The following is a 17,238-nucleotide window of genomic DNA, read 5'->3' on the forward strand; positions in this document are numbered from 1 at the left end:
TCCTACTTCAGATAGAAGTGCATGGGCCGGGTGCCCGCGTCGGGTTTCAGGGTGTACGACTCCCGGCGATCCAGCAACTGCGACAGCTCACTGCCGGGGTCGTTGAGATCGCCGAAGACGATGCTGCGTGTGGGACAGACTTCCTGGCAGGCGGTGGTGGCCATGCCGCGGGCCATGCGGTGCGCGCAGAAGGTGCATTTGTCCACGGTGCCCGTGCGAGGATCCACATGGCGCGCGTCGTAGGGGCAGGCCGCGATGCAGGCCTTGCAGCCCGAGCATTTGGCTGGGTTGATGCGTACGCTGCCGTCATCGCCATAGTGGCTGGAACCTGTCGGGCAGGCGCGCACACAGGCGGCATTCTCGCAGTGATTGCAGCGCTCCGAACGCACCGTCATGCTCAGGTCGGGAAAGCGGCCCCGGGTTTCGGTGGTGACCCAGTCGCGCACACAGCCCACCGCCAGATCATTCTCGGTCTTGCAGGCGATCACGCAGGCGCCGCATCCTACGCAGGTGCGGGTGTCCACGGCCATCCCGAGGCGCTTGCTCATGCGTGGGTCCCTCCCTCGTCGCTGGCCGGGATGACCGTGACGAAGTTCACGTTCATGCCCGTACCACCCATGATTGGATCCACCTTGGTGCTGGTGACCAGTTCGGCCGTATCGATTCCGCGCCCGTGCACGAAGTTCAGGCCGCGAGCCTTGCGTCCATAGCCGTGCACCAGAAAGACCGCGTCGGGGCGGATCCGGTCGGTGACTTTCAGCGGGGCGCTGAAGGTGCTGAGCGCCCCGTCCTGGTTCTGCAACCGCACACGCTGGCCGTGGCTGAGGTTCCAGCGTCGGGCTGCCGCGCTGTTCAACCATACTTCGTTCTCCGAGAATGTTTCGGAGAGCAGGCGGTTGTTGGTGGTACGCCCGAAGGTGTGAGTCGGGGCGCGTCCGAAGAGCAGCCGGAAGTAACCCTCGGGGGGGTCGCCATGGTCGGTGTACACGGGCATCGGGTCAAACCCCTGGGCCAGCAGTTTGTTGGAGAAGAGCTCGATCTTGCCGCTGTCGGTGTAGAACTCGAGCTGCAGCCCGTCTTCGACGCAGGTCGGCACCGGAGTGGGAGCCGTGATCACCCCATCACGCTGCAATGCGTCACAGTCGAGACCGGCCCCGTGCGCCCGCTGGGTCGCGTACTCCAGGCTGTCCTTCCAGGGAAAGAACTCCTGCAGATTCAGCTTGCGGGCCAGTTCGCTGGCGATCCACCAGCCCGGCTTGCTCTCGTGCATGGGCGGCACCACTTCCTGGCGCACGGCCACGAAGGGCACCTTGTAGGGCGGATTGAACAGGTCGTCGCAACGTTCCAGATAGGTGCATTCGGGCAGTACCACATCCGACCAGCCGCAGATTTCCGCGGGCAGCACATCCACGGTCACCAGAAAATCCAGTTTCTGGATCGCCTCGTAGGTTTTCTTGGGGTCGGGCAGGGTGGTGGGCAGGTTGGAACCATAGACCATCCAGCCCTTCAGGTCGTACTCGGAGTAACCGGGAATCGTGGAATTGCACACGCCCTGGGCCAGCAGCTGGTCGGCCAGTGGATAGTGGCTGGGGACCGGCCGATCCACGGCCTCCCGGTGGTGTGTGCCATAGGCGGGAACCGGGAAGCCGGCAAGCTCGATGCTGGACTGATTCAGGAACCCTCCGCGATGACCCCAGGAGCCCAGCAGGGCATTGAGGATCGCGATCATCCGGCTGCGCTGGGTGTCATCTCCATACCAGGTCACGTGGCGCCCCGGGTGAACAATCGCCCGCGGGCTGGCGCCGGCCATCAGCGCGGCCGTTTCGCGGATCACGCCAGGGTCGATGCCCGTGCGTGGCCAGGCCCATTCCGGGGTGAAACTCTTCAGGTGCTCGGAAAAGGGACCAAAACCGTAGGCATGTTGCTCGATGTACTCACGTGCGTAGCCGCCTTCGTGTACCAACACATGGGCCCAGGCCAGCAGCAGAGCCATGTCGGAGCCGGGTCGCACGGGCAGCCAGTGACGGGCCTTGGACGCGGCCACCGAGAAGCGGGGGTCCACCACGATCAGGTCCACACCACGGCGAATGGCCTCGCTGAAGTCCTGCACCTGGGTGTTGTGCATGTTCTCGCCCAGATGGCTGCCCATGAGCACAAGGCAGCGCGTGTTCTCCATGTCGGTGTTCTCGGGAGATCCCACTCCGGAACCGAAAGTCAGATCAAAACCGACATCGCGAGGGCCACGGCACTGGGCGAAGGAGGGTGCCGTGATGTTGGGGCTGCCGTAAGCCTTGAAGAGATGCTTGATCCAGTTGGCACCGTATCCATGGTAGAACAGGGCGAGCGCCTCGGGGCCGTATGTCACACGGATCTTTTCGAAGTTCTCGGCCACTTCACCCAGGGCCGTATCCCAACTGACGGCTTCGAATTTCTGTTCGCCGCGTGAGCCAACCCGCACCAGGGGCGTCTTCAGACGATCCGGGTCATAGAGCAGGCCCGTTCCCCCAGCGCCTCTGGGACAGAGACGCCCGTTCGAAAGGGGGTGTTTGGGGTTGCCGGTGATCTTGGTCACCCGCCCCTGCTTCACATGGGCCAGCACTCCGCACTTCCAGAAGCAGAGTTCGCAGAATGTGGGCACCACCCGATCCCCGTCGGTACCCGGGTCGGGTACCGGATCGTCATAGGTGCCGAACCAGTTGCTGCTCAGTCCTCCCAGCAGCACACTTCCGGCGGCGCTGGCACCTGCGATCTTGATGAACTCACGTCGTTGCATGCTGCATCTCCGCTGGATCCGGGGCGAATTGCCAGAAATCGCGGAGAAAATGAGGGCAGCGCAGCAGTCCGTCCTTGATTCATCTCATATCTGCGTGGGAATATTCCCATGAAGTCGCGGGGGTGGCGGTTCTGATCAGAAAAGAGAAAAGGCCCTCCCCGCGCGGTGCGGAGAGGGCCCGAAGTCTTGTGTTGCAAGACCTTACTTGGTCAGGATCATCTTGCGGGTCTCGACGATGCTGCCGCTGTTCAGGGTGTAGAAGTACACGCCGCTGGACAGGTTGGAGGCATCGAAGGTGACCTCGTGGGAACCGGCACCGACCAGGCCATTCACCAGGGTGGCGACCTTCTGGCCGGCCATGTTGAAGACGGCCAGCTCAGCATTGGCGGTCTCGCCCATGTTGAAACGGATGCTGGTGGTGGGGTTGAAGGGGTTGGGGTAGTTGGCTTCGAGGCCAAAACCACTCACCACATCTTCCGTGGCACCGGTGCGGGTGGTCAGGCAGACCTCGCCCATCAGGAAGTCTTCTCCGATGCCGTCGTCGGCATAGGATCCGGAGAAGCCGCTGAAGTTGAAGCACAGTTCATTGCCGTAAGCGACAAGGCTGCTCAGGTTGCTGATGGTCATTTCCACGTCGTTGCCGAACAGGTGGGGCCCCTGGTTGCCGGGCAAAGGCGCACCGAAGGAGAAGGGCAGCAGACCCATGTTCACGAACGTGGACACGGAGTAGCCCAGGATGTCAGTGGTGGCGCCCACGCCGGCCACGATATCCGTGCTGCCACTCTGGTCGAGGTCGAGGCCGATGCAGATGGCTTCGGTGCCCATCAGGTTGGGCATGTCGAAACCCTGGTTGCTGGCAAGCCAAGCAGCCGTGTTGCCTTCGAAGCCGTCACCGTCGGCGTCACCGGCAATACCGGCGAAGTCCAGACCAATGTGGAGCTCATCCGCATTGGCGTCCAGTTCGAAGGCCACGTTCACGACTTCCCATCCGGACACCGTCAAGGGCGGTGCCTGAACGGGGATACCAACGTCAACATTGTCCGCAACAGCCACAACACCAGCGCCCGTGAAGTCCGAGGGAACATCACCTGTGAAGGTGATGGCCTGGGCACTTCCGGTGATCACGGAGATCACCAGCGCGGTGCGGAACAGCTGAACGGGTAGAGCAGAAACTCTCATCTCGTTCTCCTTGGGCAAAGATTTAGGGTGAGTCCGACTAGGGCAGTCTTCTTCTTGAAGGGAAGGCTTCGCAATCCGCATGCCATTTTGATTCAGGGGAGGAAAACGGGGCCGCGCAAAGCTGATCAATGTTTCTCAAGGCGTACTTGGCCGGGATTCAGCTCGCTGATTTCTGTCCAGTATCTGTTCACACCTGACACTCTTGGCCAACATGAGAGGGCAGGCTGAGCAGCTCGAGCGCCATTGGGTGGCAATGTGGGCGCAGTGGCGAGCATTGAATTGGAAAAACGATTGCCGGCCAATGAAAAAGCCCCTCCCGTGTGAACGGGAGGGGCTGTCTGCGACTGCAGAAGGTTGACCTTACTTGGTCAGGATCATCTTGCGGGTCTCGACGATGCTGCCGCTGTTCAGGGTGTAGAAGTACACGCCGCTGGACAGGTTGGAGGCGTCGAAGGTGACCTCGTGGGAACCGGCACCGACCAGGCCATTCACCAGGGTGGCGACCTTCTGGCCGGCCATGTTGAAGACGGCCAGCTCAGCATTGGCGGTCTCGCCCATGTTGAAACGGATGCTGGTGGTGGGGTTGAAGGGGTTGGGGTAGTTGGCGTCCAGGCCAAAACCACTCACCACATCTTCCGTGGCACCGGTACGGGTACGCAGGCAGATGGTGCCGGCCATGAAGTCTTCACCGATGCCGTCGTCGGAATAGGAACCGGCGAAGACGGCGTAGTTGAAGCAGGCTTCGGTGCTGTAGGCCAGCACGCTGCTCAGGTTGGCGATCTCGACTTCGAAATCGGGACCCATCGCGAAGGCACCCTGGAGGGCGGGCGCGGGGGCACCGAAGGAGAAGGGCAGCAGGCCACCATTGACGAACTGGGCAACCTGATAACCGGACGCGTCGGTCAGGGCGCTGACACCGGCGATGTAGTCATAGGCGAAATCATTGTCGAAGTCGAACGCGATGCAGATCGACTCGGTGCCGGCCAGGTTGGGCATGTCCACGCCACCGTTGCCCAGCAGCCAGGCGGTGGAGTTGGCGGGCAGGCCGTCGCCGTCGGCGTCACCGGCCATGCCGGCGAAATCCAGACCAACCTGCAGGGCGTCGTTGTTGGCGTCCAGCATGAAAGCGGCATTGATGACTTCCCAACCCGGAACGGTCATCGGGGGAGCCTGGACCGGCAGACCCACGTCGATGCCGTCGGCCTGGACGACCACGTCGGGTCCGGTGAAGTCCGTGGGCACATCACCGCTGAAGGCGCGAGCGCCGGAAGCGGCAACCGAAACCAGAAGAGCGGTGCGGAACAGGTGAACCGAAATTTTGCGACCAGTCATGGGATCCCCCTTTGAAGTATTGGGCACTGTTGAAACCGTGTTCGATGCGTTCGAATGTCTTGAATGGCAAGACCTGTGCCAAAAACTTCACGCACGGCCTAAAGCTAACAATTACAATAGTATGACGTATTTGGCCAGCTTTGAAAAGTTCTGGATCATCAAGTTTGGCTGTTCATATTCCGTCACATTTGACGAAAATGGCACATCGGCCAGCTTTGGAACGCGCCGCGCTCGCCGCACTCTCCGTCGCCGCATCGGGCTTCGACCAGACTCAGGGGTCAAACAATCCTGAAGCTGCCATGTGGCGGTGCGGGCGCCAGGCGGTCGTCTAGAATGGAGGACGGCCAGCGCGTCCATGGTCCGCACGGAGAGGGTCAAACAGTCCTGAAGCTGCCTTGTGGCGGTGCGGGCGCCAGGCGGTCGTCAAGAATGGAAGACGGCCAGAGCGTTCATGGTCCGCACGGAGCGTGGAGTGCCCATGGCCGGGAAAGGAATTGGCCGGGAGACGCAGGGAGTGGGAGGCTGGATTGAAACGGAAAATCCCCCGGAACCAGAGGCTCCGGGGGATTTGAACGATCGAAGATCCGTTGGCTGACGCCGACCTTACTTGGTCAGGATCATCTTGCGGGTCTCGACGATGCTGCCGCTGTTCAGGGTGTAGAAGTACACGCCGCTGGACAGGTTGGAGGCATCGAAGGTGACCTCGTGGGAACCGGCACCGACCAGGCCATTCACCAGGGTGGCGACCTTCTGGCCGGCCATGTTGAAGACGGCCAGCTCAGCATTGGCGGTCTCGCCCATGTTGAAACGGATGCTGGTGGTGGGGTTGAAGGGGTTGGGGTAGTTGGCTTCGAGGCCAAAACCACTCACCACATCTTCCGTGGCACCGGTACGGGTCTCGTCGCGGACACACAGCTCGCCGGCCATGTAGTCCTCGCCCACACCGTCATCGGCATAGGAGCCGGAGAAGACAGCGTAGAAGAAGCACACCTCGGAATTCACCGGGCTGTAGTTCACAAGACCACTCAGGTTGCTGATGGTCAGCTCGAAGTCGGGGCCGACCATGTAGGCACCCATGTGGGCCGGCATGGAGGCACCGAAGCCGAAGGGCAGCAGGGGCATGCCGTTGAAGGCAGCCACGTCGAAACCAGAGGCGTCGGTGCTGGAGCTGACACCAGCGATCACGTCCCAGGCGAAGTTGCCGTCGAAGTCGAAGGCGATGCAGATGGACTCGGTGCCACCCAGGTTGGCGAAGTCCCAACCGCCGTTGCCCAGCAGCCAGGCGCTGTTGCCGCCTTCGAAGCCGTCACCGTCGGCGTCGCCAGCGATGCCCACGAAGTCCAGGCCCACACGCAGCTCGTCCATCATGGCGTCGAGCTCGAAAGCGGCGTTCTGGATTTCCCAGCCGGAAGTGGCACCCATGGCCTGGACGGGCATACCCACGTCCATCGGATCGGAAACAACGACCACGTCGGGATCGGTGAAGTCGGCCGGAACGTTACCCGTGAAAGCCTGGGCGCCGGCGGCGGCGACCGAGACCACAAGCGCGGTCCGGAACAGAAGCGTAGGAACAGTGCGGAGTTCCATAATTCCCCCTTGGTTGACAGAATGAAAATGTGATTGCGTTCGATTTTGCTATGTCCCGCTCAGGAGACGCAGTGAATATCGCAATCCACATGCCAATCCCGCTAGTTTTTTTGCCCCGTTGATAATCAAGCACTTAGATCGTGTCGGCGTCGCAATTCTGCTTTGGACAGAAGCGTCGGATGTTCAAAATTGAACACTCGTGACCGATTGAGCGCATGATCCCGGCAAGCCATGCTGAGTCAACGCGGATGCTGGATGCCATATCGGCCGCTGGCAAGGTCCATTCAGACATTACATTGAAAGCCATGACAGAATCCTTCCCCGACGATGCCCTGAACGGTGCAAGGCAGCTTCATCAGCTTTGCAATCCGGAAATCGATCCACTCCAACTGGACGCGATCGCTGCGCCGCAGGCCCTGGATCCCGACCTGGACCACATCATGGCCGTGCACTGGCACCCTGAGCAGGTGGCCCCGGAGCTGGCATTGAAGCGCTTTCGGGCACTGTATCCCGCGGCCCGGGAGTACATCCTGATTCCCACCCAGCACAATCGCCTGACCGCGATCGACGGCTTTTCGGGTGTCGAGATCGACTGCCGCTGGACCGGGGGCAAGCTGCAGCTGCTTGCGCACTTCCATGGAACGGCGGCCGAACTGGATGCGGCCTTTCTTGCGGACCTCGAACGCACGCGCCGATATCGCAACGGGCAACTGCAGGCATTTCTCGCGGCTCTGACCGCCCAGTCCCATTCCGGGTTGCGTCAGGATCTCGCCCACGATGCCGGCCTGGCATCCGCAGGGCTGGCCTGGGCCGAAAAGCGGGCGGCAAAGCTCATGACCTTGCTGGCTCGCGAGCAGTCACGGCTGCCGCAGGATGCGCTCAAGAACAAGCTGGTCCGCGACTGGCTGCTGCATGAGCTGGGAGGAATGGGGCACCCGCAGTCCGCCACTCTGCTGCGGTGGCTGGGGCTGGTGAAGGAGCAGGTGAAGCGTGACTTTCCTCTGGACTGGTTTCTGCCTGCCTCCGAATGGATCGCGCGCATACACGAGCTGGGGGGCACGGTGACCCTGCCCCATCCGGAGTTCTTCTGGGACGCACTGGAAGCCGGACTGCCTCTCGATGGAGTGGAGGTCTGGAATCCACAGTCCTGGCGACGCAGCGAAGAACTGCTGGCGGCGCTGGTCGCCGGACGGATCAAGGGACACGGCGGTCGACCCGTGTTGCCCACCTTCGGTGACGACTGTCATCTGGGGGAAAAACTGAAACCGCTCTCCCTGCAGGACGAAGAGAAGTCCGGGCGGGAGATCGGCTGGCAACCCGCGTGGGACTGGCCGGGCATCGCCACCCTGCTGGCACAGGCTGGATGGGGTCGGCGGGAGCTGGTGCGGGAATGGATCACACGGCTGAAGGGCTGAGGAGGCTCCAGTGGAAAAAGGGCGTGAATTCGAACACAGATCACTGCAGGACGGAAACTCCATCGGGGGCTATCTGAGGGCTCTGGCGGACGGTTTCGAACGTGGTGAGCTCACGTTCAAAGGCAACGGCAGCAGCCTGACTCTCAACCCGGGCAGCCTGCTTGAGTTCACTCTGCGGGTCGAATCCGTGGGCGATCATCGTCGCCTGGTGCTGACCACGGAATGGAGCGAGAGGAGCACCACTCCCGCGCCCGATGACCTGCGGATCGGACAATGAAACACGGCGGAAACCCGGGATCCTCTCGCGGTGAGACACGGGTGGGCCAGGTGCCGGCCTACGAGCTGCGCATGGTCACCATCGAGGAGAATTTCCAGTTCCTGATCTTCGAAACGGGCAAGCAGCTCGACGCCGCGCTGGCCAATCTCGAAGATCCGGACCCGGCGCGCTTCAGCGTGGTCCAGTCGCGCGACGACTACATCGACCAGCTGAAGGCCCTGATCGAATCACGCTGTTACCGTCAGGTCCAGGACGCAGGCGGCTCGGCACGCAAACTGATGGACCGTCTGATCGCCCAGAATGTGATCACGGCCAACCTGGAGCGCATCGCGGATTACGCCGTCAACCTGTGCAAGCAGGCGCTCTACCTGCACAACACGCGCCTTCCGCGGCAGTTCAACTATTTCGAGATGTTCAGCGAGGTGCGGGCCGGCATCGATGGAATCCTGCCGGCCCTCAAGGATCTGGACGTGGACCTGGCCATGGAGATCTGCAACCGGGAGTCCACTCTGGACAACCGCTTCAAGGAGTATCTCGACCGCATCACGCTGCGCCTGCAGAGCGGTCGCCAGGCCCGTGACCTGTTGACCATGCTCTTCATCCTGCGCTACCTGGAACGCATGGGAGACTGTCTGCTGAACATCGGTGAAGCCATCATTTCCGCCGCGGTGGGCCAGCGGATGAAGATTCACCAGATGGAGGCCCTGGACTCCAACCTGCGTGCGGTGGGCAACCAGCCGCGCCTGGACAGCCTGAAGCTGCATGACTACCGTGACACGCGCAGCGGTTGCCGGATCACGCGCGTGGAGGGAATCGAAACGGTACACGCGGCCCGGGCAGCCATCTTCAAGGAAGGGCGTCTGGCCAAGATCGCGCGCGAGGAAGCCAACCTGCGCCGCTGGAGCGAACTGGATCCCGCTCTGGTTCCCCGCATCTTCGAGTATCAGCCCCATGAGGACAAGGCCTCGCTGCTGGTGGAGTACTTCACGGGAAACACCTTGCAGGCCCTGCTGCTGGGCGGTACGGAGGAGAGTGGCCGACTGGGTGTTCAGGAAGTGCTCGAGGTCCTGCCCGGTATCTGGGAGCGCACACTGATCCAGGAACCCGTGGCGCCCCGCTTCCTGTCGCAGCTCAAACGCCGGATGGGTGATGTGCGCCGTGTGCACCCCGGACTGGGTCGGCATGCCCAGGAACTCTGCGGTGTCACGGTTCCTTCACTGGGCGACCTGCTGGGATTGCTGGCCGAGGTGGACAGGGAGCTGCACGCGCCATTCTCGGTCTGGATCCATGGGGACCTCAACGTGGACAACCTGATCTACAACACCAAGCGGAACAGTCTGCACCTGATTGACCTCTACCGCAGCGAACAGCAGGACTACCTCCAGGACATCTCGGTGTTCATGGTCTCGATGTATCGCCTGCCGGTCAAGGACCCACAGCGCCGCCGCGAGATCGCCCAGCGCATCACGAGCGTGCGGCGCGCGGCCGAAGCATTCGCTCTGGCCCACGATGATCACGAGTGGCAGGCCCGGCTCTGCCTGGGTATCGCCCGTTCCTGCATCAGCTCGATCCGCTTCGTGCTGGATCGACGCTTCGCACGCCAATTGTTCCTGCTGGGCATCTACCTGATGGAAACCATGGTGGATCACGATGGGCCCGCGTCCAGCTACCGTCTGCCTCGGGACCTGTTCCGGGCATGAGCGGATCACCTGATAACCCGGGAGTTCTCCCATGAAAACCATCGCCGTGATCGGCGTGCATGATGGCTGGTCCACGGGCCAGCTCTGCCGGGCGTTCGAGAGCCTGGACTGCCACTGCCACCTGATTGAAATGGATGAACTGTCCCTGGATCTGGGCAGCGGGAGTCTCAGCTGGCGTGGCCTGGATCTGGGGTCCCTGGATGCGGTGGTGGTCAAGAAGATCGGCAATCGCTACTCGCCCGATCTGCTGTCCCGCCTGGATCTGCTGGAGTTTCTGGCCCGGGTGCGCGGTGTGCCCGTGTTCTCGCCACCGGCTGGCATGCGCCTGGCCGTGGACCGGCTCAGCTGCACCCTGACCCTGCGTGCGGCCAACATTCCCATGCCCGCCACGACGATCACCGAAGATCCCGCGGAAGCCCTGAAGGCGATTCGCGCCTACGGAAACGCGATCCTCAAGCCCCTGTACACCTCCAAGGCCCGGGGCATGCAACCCGTTTCCGCCGAGGAGGACCTGGAACGCATTCTGGCCGCCTACAAGGCCGCCGGAAACGAAATGTTCTACGTGCAGAAACGCGTGATGCACCGGGGACGCGATCTTGGCATCGTCTTCCTGGATGGCGCGTTGATGGGCAGTTATGCCAGGGTGGGCGGCAGTTCCTGGAACACCACCATCCTGCACGGCGGCCACTACGAGCATGTCACACCCTCGGCCGATCTGGTGGAGCTGGCGCAGCGTGCCCAGGCCCCCTTCGGATTGTCATTCACGTGTGTGGATGTGGTGGAAGCGCCCGAAGGACCGCTGATTTACGAGGTCTCGGCTTTCGGAGGATTCCGCGGATTGATGAAGGCCTGCGAGCTGGATGCCGCGACACTGTATGCCGAATGGGTTCTGGGACGGATTTCGGGACAGACCGGCACCGTGTCCTCCCGGGATGCGAATCGCCCTCTGGAGAACTGAGCATGGCCGATGCCATCGATCCCAACCGGGCCCGCAATCCGGTCAGCGGGGCGGCATTCCTCTTCTTCAGCGGAGGCAGTGCCCTGCGCTCGCTCTCACGCCAGCTGGTGAAGGTGAGCCACCGCAGCATGCATGTGATCACCCCCTTTGACAACGGGGGCAGCAGTGCCGAACTGCGCAGGCACTTCCGCATGCTGTCGGTGGGTGATCTGCGCAATCGCCTGCTGGCCCTGGCGGATTTCGACCGGCCCGGAGTGCGCGACGCCCACAGCCTGCTCAACACGCGCCTGGAACAGAATGCCACCCGGGGCGAACTGCTCGAGACTCTGCACGAGATCGCCGGCGGCAGTCATCCACGCACTCTGCAACTGGCCAAGGAACGCAAACGCCCCATGCTGAAAGGGTTGTCGACCCTGATCGCAGCGCTGCCGCCCGGATTTGACCCACGCGGGGCCAGCATCGGCAATCTGGTGCTCACGGGCATGTACCTGGATCACGCGCGTGACATGACTCCCGCGCTGGCCGACTTCGCCGAGCTGCTCAACGTGCGCGGCAGCGTGCATCCCGCCAGCGAGAGCGATCTGGATCTGGCCGCCGAGCTGGCCGACGGCAGCCAGATCACTGGACAGCGCGCCATCACCGCGCGTGAGACCACGCCGCTCTCGTCTCCTCTCAGCCGACTCTGGTTCTGTGATCCGTTGAGTGGTGCTGAAGCGCCCCTTCCGCGTGCCTCGGCCCGCGCGTTGGCGATGATCGCCTCCGCGGACATGATCATCTATCCCTACGGCAGCTTCTGGACCAGTCTGGTGGCCGCACTGAAGCCGGCGGGAATCCTGGACGCCATCCGCCAGAGTCGTCGGCCCAAGGTCTGGATCCCGTCGACCTGGCCTGACCCCGAAATTTCCGGGATGCGCCTCGAAGAGACCCTGGACCGTCTGCTGGGCGTGCTGGGTGTGATGCCCGGCAGCGATGCGGCCGGCGAGGTACTGGACGCTGTGATCGTGGACCCTCGCAACGGGCGTTATACGGGCGGCCTCAGCAGCCGGGCCCTGCGAGCACGCAAGGTGAGAGTCCTGGAACACGAGCTGGTCAGCCCTGAAAGCAGTCCCGGCATCGACCCGGCCCGACTGATTCCCATTCTGCAGCAGCTCAGCTGAGCGGCGCGCGGCGCGCTTTCCACCAGGCATCGAGACTGAAGCGTCCCGGTTCGTGATTCAGCAGGTGAAAACACACTCCCAGCAGGCAGAGATTCTTGACGAAATTGCTGCGCTGATACAGTTCCCAGAGCCAGCTCCATTCCAGCGGCAGTCCCGTGGGCAGGCCCAGCATGCCCCGCAGGTGCACGACCGCCGTGACCAGCACCAGAAATCCCCCCAGCATGGCCGCAGCCTGCCGTGTGTGCCATCCCGCCAGCAGCATGCTGCCCCCGCAGAGCAGCCAGGCTCCACAGAGCAGTGAAAACATGCGTTTGAAGGGCAGCATTCCGGGCATCATCTGCTGGATCAGCTGGTCGTGGAACAGATGTTCCAGGCCCAGTGCCAGGAAGATGCTGCTGAACAGTGCCCGGAAGAGCAGGTCGGTGGTGTCGTGATCCAGGCTGGGATACTTCATGGTCGGGGCCCCCATTGACGAATCCGGGGAAGGCTGCGGTAGAGCACCCAGTGATAGAGGGGCCGCGGCAGCAGGCGCCGGAGCAGGTAGAAGAAGGTGGCGTCGGTTGTGCCGCCTGTCCGCAAGGGCGGCCGGGCCGTGCGCAGGATCCGCTCGACGCGGCAGGCCACATCCGCGGCCGTGCTGCGTGATTGGCCCATCAGGCGTTCGACGAAGCGTGTCATCTGGCGATAGTATTCGTGATATGGATCGGCCGGATCGGCCAGCGCACGCTGCGCTCTCTCGGGAAGCAGCACATTGTGGAAGGAGTCCGAACGCACGAAACCGGGCTGGAGCAGAGTCACCGAGATGCCCCAGGGTTTCAGTTCGTACCACAGACTCTCGCTGGCCCCTTCCAGCGCGAACTTGCTGGCGGAGTAGGCTCCCATGGTGGGCATGGCCATCATGCCGCCCACGGAGGAAATGTTGATGATGTGCCCACGGCGCCGGGCGCGCATGGCCGGCAGCACACGGCGGATCAGTTCGATGGGTGCCAGATAGTTGACTCGCATCTGGGCTTCCTGTTCGGCGGCCGGCATCTGCTCGGTGACCGCACGCCAGGAGATGCCTGCATTGTTCACCAGGCTGTCCAGAGCCCCGTGCCGGGTCTCGATTTCCGCGACCACGGCCTCACGCTGGGCCGCATCGGTCACGTCCAGCTCGCGGATCCAGAAGGTGGAGGATTCGGCCAGCCCTTCGCGCGCGAAGCGATCCAGGGAAGTCCCCCGTGCGGTGGCGACCACGTGCCAGTGTCCGCGTTGCAGGCGCCGCACAAGCTCGAGACCGATGCCCGTGCTGGCCCCGGTGACCAGCACGACGGGCCTGGAAGATGTTGTGGGTGTTGATGTCACGGTTGCCCCGGGTTGATACACGGTTCGTGGTGAGCCGTGCGGGGCACGAAGATGGGAATGGCGCGGCAGACCACGGGTGGCCTTCAGCGGGAGCCGGGAATCAGGTCAGCAGCCCCTTGAGCAGCTCCATCAGGGAATCCAGGTCCTCCTCTTCAAGCACCAGAGGTCCGCTGCAGCTGGCAGGGCCCTGAAGTTCCAGTTCGAAACGGGACGAGCTGCAGCCCGGGTCGGTGCCAATCGGGGCCAGACGGAAGCTGGCGGTGCCGATCGGGATCGGGGAATTCAGCGGAAGGGACGAGTTCGCAAGGGGCGTTTGCATGAAGCCTCCGGGTTGACCCGGATCCATCGGCGATTGCAGGTGCCCGCTTTAGTGTGGCCCGACTCAATCCCTGCGCAACCGCCCCCCGGTCACCATTTCTCCGTGGCTGGCCAGCAGGCCCAGCACGGTCAGGGTGGCCGCACAGATCGCGGCGATCCAGAGCCCCGGGAGACTGGGGCTGGGCAGCAGGGAATACTCGTGCAGGATCCGGGAAACGGGCAGGTGTTTCAGCAACTGTGCGCCCGGGACCGACAGCCAGCGACCCAGCACCATCGTGCAGAGCAGCAGGAATGTGACACTTGCCACCAGGGGCGCCATTCGATAGGGCCGGGGAGCAGGGCGGAGCCTGCTGTTCGCGGGAATGGCGGCCACCATCCGTCGCAAGCGCTGGGGTGGTGCGCTGGACAGGCTGGCGGAGAAGAGCTGGCGCAGCTGGCGGTCCAGTTCGTCGGGAGTGTCGGGACGCATCATTTTTCCTCCAGGGCACGGGCCGCCATGGCCATGCGTTGCCGGGCGCGGTGCAGGGTCACACGCACCGCACCGTCACTCTGACCGGTGATGCCGGCCACTTCCGCCACACTAAGCTCCTGCATGTAGAACAGGGTCACGATGCTGCGCTGGGCCGGGGACAGTTCCCCCAGCAGGCGGTCCAGCAAGTCCTTGCGTTCCAGTTCATCGGCCGCGCTTCTGCCCGTATCCGGCAGGGTCGGGGCATGCTCATCCAGCTCGTCCCGCCTGGAGGCGCGGCGCTCGCCCCGGGATTCCCGCTGCGCCAGATTCAGGATGCAGCGATGGCTGAGCGTCCAGATCCAGGTGCTCAGTTTCGAGTCGCCCCTGAAGTCGGACAGCCCGGCCCAGATGCGCACGAAGCATTCCTGGCAGGCGTCTTCCGCCCAGGCTTGCGAGTCCAGCACTTTCAGGCAGAGGGCCCAGACCAGGGGCAGGTAACGTGCGTGCAACCTGGCGAAGCCCACTTCGGGTGAGCGGCGACACAGCTCCAGCAGTTCCCGCTCTTTCTCGGCAGGATCCATGCGGGGCACTCCCGCGGACCGAGTCCTCATTGGATCGACGCCACTGACTGGTAGATGCTGGGCCTGTTGTGCTGCATGGGTTCCTGTGACGCTGAGTCCGCTGACTTCCGGGTTCACATGGTAAGGGAGGGCGTGTCGCTAAAAAGTTACCGAGGCCCGTAACCTTTTCTTGCGGGGGCATCTCCCATGGGGCAGAAACAGACAAAAACACTGGAGTATTCCATGCCCGAAGAAGCCTTCATCGTCATGCCGATGTTCATCTGTGGGGTGCTGATCGTGTACTTCACCCTCAGCTTTCGTCACAAGCGCCAATTGCTGGACCACGCCGAAGCGCTCAAGTCGCTCGAACTGGGTCTGCCGCTGCCGCCCCGTCCCATCAGCACTGCCGGCAATGTTTACAGTCTGCCCCTGTTCCTGCTCGGGGGTGGCATTGGTGTGGGCAGCATTGTGGTATTGAACGGCGAACCCGCCGCCTGGGGCATCATGGCACTGCTCTGCCTGCCGGGAGTGGGGTTGCTGCTGGCCCTGAAACTGAATGCCCCGCGCTACAAGGAAGAGCTTGAGCGGGCGCGCCAGGAATCGGAATCCTATCGCAAGGCGCTGACGGACAGGCTCGAGCACCAGACCCGGACCGTGGCACCCTTGTATTCATCCCAGGACTGAGCCGCTACCGGGCCAGGTCCGACTCGACTGCAGCCTGCCGAAGTGCTAGCTTCCTGCCGACTCTGCCGGCCCCGTTGACTCACGGGGCCGGCTTTTCTCCGCATATCCATTGACAAGGAGCTCCGCCATGAGCATTTCCCGCCAGATCGCCCGGTTTTCACTGGGGCTGAGCTACAAGGACCTGCCGGCCCCGGTGGTCCAGGAAGTGAAACGCTATCTGTACGACAGCGTGGGTTGCGCCTACGGCAGCATGGGCACCCGCGATGTGGCGGCGATCCGCAGGATCTGCGGCTCCATGGGCGGCACACCCGAGGCCACCGTGCTCGGTTTTGGCGAGAAACTGCCCGCGGTGAACGTCAGCCTGCTGAACAGCCTGATGATCCGTGCGCTGGACTTCAATGACATCTACTGGAAGGAAGACCCCAGCCACCCCTCCGATCTGATTCCCGCCGCCCTGGCCGTGGGCGAACTGGTGGACGCTCCGATGGAGAAGGTGATCACGGCCATCGTGCTGGCCTACGAGTTCGAACAGCGTCTCTGCCTCTTCGGCAAGCCCGGCGTGCGCGAGCGCGGCTGGCATCACGCCACCCTGACCCAGTTCGTGAGTCCGATCGTGGCCGGGTATCTGCTGGGGCTCACGGAAGACCAGCTGGTGCACGCCATCGGCATCAACGGCTGCCACAACCACACCATCGGCTGCCCCACGGCGGGCAAGCTGACCATGATGAAGAACACGGTGGACCCCATGGCCGTGCAGTCGGGCGTGTTCGCGGCCCTGATGGCCCGCGAGGGGTACTCGGGTACCGAACTGGTCTTCGAAGGCAAGGAAGGGCTCAAGCACTGTTTCGGCGAGGGCTGGGACGACGAGGCCCTTGTGGGCGGCCTGGGCGAAAGCTGGAAGATTCTCGAGTGCGGCATGAAGGCCTTCCCGACCGAAGCGCTGACACACACGCACCTCAGCGCCACGCTCAAGGTGATGCAGGGCCACGGCCTGACTCACAAGGATGTGAAAGAAGTGATCGTGACCACCATCGCGCGGGCCTGCGACATTCTCTTCGACCCGCACAAGTACCGGCCCGAAAGCCGTGAGACGGCCGATCACAGTCTGCCCTACTGCATTGCCGCGGCCATCGTGGACGGCAAGATCACCACGGCCAGTTTCAGCGACGAGAAGATGAAGGACCCGGCGATCTGGGAAACCATTGACAAGATCAAGGGCGAAGCCAGCCTGGAGTTCGAGGCGATGTTCCCGGCCAAGCAGCCCAGCCGCGTGCGCATTCTCACCACCGACGGACGCGAGTTCAGCGAGTATCTCGAGTATCCCAAGGGCGATCCGCGCGAGCCGATGACCCAGGCGGACCTCGATGCCAAGTTCGGGGGACTGGCCGCCGGTCGCCTGAGCCCGCAGAAGCAGCAGCAGGTCAAGCAGGACATCTTCGCCTGCGAGACCCTGTCCTGCCGTGAGCTGATGCAGCGCCTGGTATGTGATCTCTAGAACGTCGA

Annotated in this window: 17 protein-coding genes; 7 read left to right on the forward strand and 10 right to left on the reverse strand. The window is 63.0% G+C overall.

Annotated elements, in window-relative coordinates:
- Window positions 1–2 precede the first annotated feature (2 nt).
- From H6678_04315 to H6678_04335, 5 genes are all read right to left on the reverse strand, one after another.
- Window positions 3–548: a 4Fe-4S dicluster domain-containing protein gene (locus H6678_04315; protein ID MCB9473016.1), complete on the reverse strand. Its 546-nt coding sequence runs from the start codon at window positions 546–548 to the stop codon at window positions 3–5.
- On the reverse strand, window positions 545–2,773 hold the full coding sequence (locus H6678_04320) for a molybdopterin-dependent oxidoreductase (GenBank protein MCB9473017.1): 2,229 nt from the start codon (window positions 2,771–2,773) through the stop codon (window positions 545–547). The genes H6678_04315 and H6678_04320 overlap by 4 nt, the downstream gene beginning before the upstream one ends.
- 201 nt (window positions 2,774–2,974) lie before the next feature.
- Window positions 2,975–3,952 (reverse strand): T9SS type A sorting domain-containing protein, encoded by a 978-nt coding sequence (locus H6678_04325; protein ID MCB9473018.1) that lies wholly within the window; start codon window positions 3,950–3,952, stop codon window positions 2,975–2,977.
- 360 nt (window positions 3,953–4,312) lie between these two features.
- On the reverse strand, window positions 4,313–5,284 hold the full coding sequence (locus tag H6678_04330; protein ID MCB9473019.1) for a T9SS type A sorting domain-containing protein: 972 nt from the start codon (window positions 5,282–5,284) through the stop codon (window positions 4,313–4,315).
- Window positions 5,285–5,887: 603 nt separating this feature from the next.
- Window positions 5,888–6,871 (reverse strand): T9SS type A sorting domain-containing protein, encoded by a 984-nt coding sequence (locus tag H6678_04335; GenBank protein MCB9473020.1) that lies wholly within the window; start codon window positions 6,869–6,871, stop codon window positions 5,888–5,890.
- Window positions 6,872–7,176: 305 nt separating this feature from the next.
- Between H6678_04335 and H6678_04340 the strand changes: the two genes are divergently transcribed.
- The 5 genes from H6678_04340 to H6678_04360 are packed head-to-tail and all read left to right on the forward strand — an operon-like array spanning window position 7,177 to window position 12,378.
- Entirely contained in the window at window positions 7,177–8,286 is a 1,110-nt protein-coding gene (locus tag H6678_04340) for a hypothetical protein (GenBank protein ID MCB9473021.1), read from the forward strand.
- A gap of 10 nt (window positions 8,287–8,296) precedes the next feature.
- The gene (locus H6678_04345; protein ID MCB9473022.1) at window positions 8,297–8,563 is read left to right on the forward strand and encodes an amphi-Trp domain-containing protein; all 267 of its coding nucleotides are present in this window, start codon (window positions 8,297–8,299) and stop codon (window positions 8,561–8,563) included.
- On the forward strand, window positions 8,560–10,263 hold the full coding sequence (locus H6678_04350; GenBank protein MCB9473023.1) for a phosphotransferase: 1,704 nt from the start codon (window positions 8,560–8,562) through the stop codon (window positions 10,261–10,263). Before H6678_04345 ends, H6678_04350 begins: the two co-directional genes overlap by 4 nt.
- A gap of 31 nt (window positions 10,264–10,294) precedes the next feature.
- A complete protein-coding gene (locus H6678_04355; protein ID MCB9473024.1) occupies window positions 10,295–11,221 on the forward strand; it encodes a GAK system ATP-grasp enzyme in 927 nt (308 codons plus the stop codon).
- Window positions 11,222–11,223: 2 nt separating this feature from the next.
- Entirely contained in the window at window positions 11,224–12,378 is a 1,155-nt protein-coding gene (locus tag H6678_04360) for a GAK system CofD-like protein (protein MCB9473025.1), read from the forward strand.
- Here the strand turns inward: H6678_04360 and H6678_04365 are convergent.
- From H6678_04365 to H6678_04385, 5 genes are all read right to left on the reverse strand, one after another.
- Window positions 12,371–12,832: a DoxX family protein gene (locus tag H6678_04365; protein ID MCB9473026.1), complete on the reverse strand. Its 462-nt coding sequence runs from the start codon at window positions 12,830–12,832 to the stop codon at window positions 12,371–12,373. The genes H6678_04360 and H6678_04365 overlap by 8 nt on opposite strands.
- Window positions 12,829–13,722, reverse strand: a complete 894-nt coding sequence (locus tag H6678_04370; protein MCB9473027.1) for an SDR family oxidoreductase — start codon at window positions 13,720–13,722, stop codon at window positions 12,829–12,831. The genes H6678_04365 and H6678_04370 overlap by 4 nt, the downstream gene beginning before the upstream one ends.
- Before the next feature lie 100 nt (window positions 13,723–13,822).
- Window positions 13,823–14,041 (reverse strand): hypothetical protein, encoded by a 219-nt coding sequence (locus H6678_04375; GenBank protein MCB9473028.1) that lies wholly within the window; start codon window positions 14,039–14,041, stop codon window positions 13,823–13,825.
- Window positions 14,042–14,104: 63 nt separating this feature from the next.
- Entirely contained in the window at window positions 14,105–14,512 is a 408-nt protein-coding gene (locus H6678_04380) for a hypothetical protein (protein MCB9473029.1), read from the reverse strand.
- Window positions 14,509–15,072 carry a sigma-70 family RNA polymerase sigma factor gene (locus H6678_04385; GenBank protein ID MCB9473030.1) on the reverse strand — a complete coding sequence of 188 codons (564 nt, stop codon included), beginning with the start codon at window positions 15,070–15,072 and terminating at the stop codon, window positions 14,509–14,511. The genes H6678_04380 and H6678_04385 overlap by 4 nt, the downstream gene beginning before the upstream one ends.
- Before the next feature lie 222 nt (window positions 15,073–15,294).
- Between H6678_04385 and H6678_04390 the strand changes: the two genes are divergently transcribed.
- Together H6678_04390 and H6678_04395 are read left to right on the forward strand one after the other, a co-directional pair.
- Window positions 15,295–15,735 carry a hypothetical protein gene (locus H6678_04390; GenBank protein MCB9473031.1) on the forward strand — a complete coding sequence of 147 codons (441 nt, stop codon included), beginning with the start codon at window positions 15,295–15,297 and terminating at the stop codon, window positions 15,733–15,735.
- 127 nt (window positions 15,736–15,862) lie between these two features.
- Entirely contained in the window at window positions 15,863–17,230 is a 1,368-nt protein-coding gene (locus H6678_04395; GenBank protein ID MCB9473032.1) for an MmgE/PrpD family protein, read from the forward strand.
- Window positions 17,231–17,238 lie beyond the last annotated feature (8 nt).

It is taken from the genome of Candidatus Delongbacteria bacterium (assembly GCA_020634015.1).
In the GTDB taxonomy this organism is placed as follows: Bacteria; CAIWAD01; CAIWAD01; order CAIWAD01; family CAIWAD01; genus JACKCN01.

Excerpts from the sequence above, each read along its gene's own strand:
- H6678_04315 (MCB9473016.1), bottom strand. The coding sequence starts at position 548 with ATGAGCAAGCGCCTCGGGATGGCCGTGGACACCCGCACCTGCGTAGGA.
- H6678_04320 (MCB9473017.1), bottom strand. The coding sequence starts at position 2,773 with ATGCAACGACGTGAGTTCATCAAGATCGCAGGTGCCAGCGCCGCCGGA.
- H6678_04325 (MCB9473018.1), bottom strand. The coding sequence starts at position 3,952 with ATGAGAGTTTCTGCTCTACCCGTTCAGCTGTTCCGCACCGCGCTGGTG.
- H6678_04330 (MCB9473019.1), bottom strand. The coding sequence starts at position 5,284 with ATGACTGGTCGCAAAATTTCGGTTCACCTGTTCCGCACCGCTCTTCTG.
- H6678_04335 (MCB9473020.1), bottom strand. The coding sequence starts at position 6,871 with ATGGAACTCCGCACTGTTCCTACGCTTCTGTTCCGGACCGCGCTTGTG.
- H6678_04340 (MCB9473021.1), top strand. The coding sequence starts at position 7,177 with ATGACAGAATCCTTCCCCGACGATGCCCTGAACGGTGCAAGGCAGCTT.
- H6678_04350 (MCB9473023.1), top strand. The coding sequence starts at position 8,560 with ATGAAACACGGCGGAAACCCGGGATCCTCTCGCGGTGAGACACGGGTG.
- H6678_04355 (MCB9473024.1), top strand. The coding sequence starts at position 10,295 with ATGAAAACCATCGCCGTGATCGGCGTGCATGATGGCTGGTCCACGGGC.
- H6678_04360 (MCB9473025.1), top strand. The coding sequence starts at position 11,224 with ATGGCCGATGCCATCGATCCCAACCGGGCCCGCAATCCGGTCAGCGGG.
- H6678_04365 (MCB9473026.1), bottom strand. The coding sequence starts at position 12,832 with ATGAAGTATCCCAGCCTGGATCACGACACCACCGACCTGCTCTTCCGG.
- H6678_04375 (MCB9473028.1), bottom strand. The coding sequence starts at position 14,041 with ATGCAAACGCCCCTTGCGAACTCGTCCCTTCCGCTGAATTCCCCGATC.
- H6678_04380 (MCB9473029.1), bottom strand. The coding sequence starts at position 14,512 with ATGATGCGTCCCGACACTCCCGACGAACTGGACCGCCAGCTGCGCCAG.
- H6678_04385 (MCB9473030.1), bottom strand. The coding sequence starts at position 15,072 with ATGGATCCTGCCGAGAAAGAGCGGGAACTGCTGGAGCTGTGTCGCCGC.
- H6678_04390 (MCB9473031.1), top strand. The coding sequence starts at position 15,295 with ATGCCCGAAGAAGCCTTCATCGTCATGCCGATGTTCATCTGTGGGGTG.
- H6678_04395 (MCB9473032.1), top strand. The coding sequence starts at position 15,863 with ATGAGCATTTCCCGCCAGATCGCCCGGTTTTCACTGGGGCTGAGCTAC.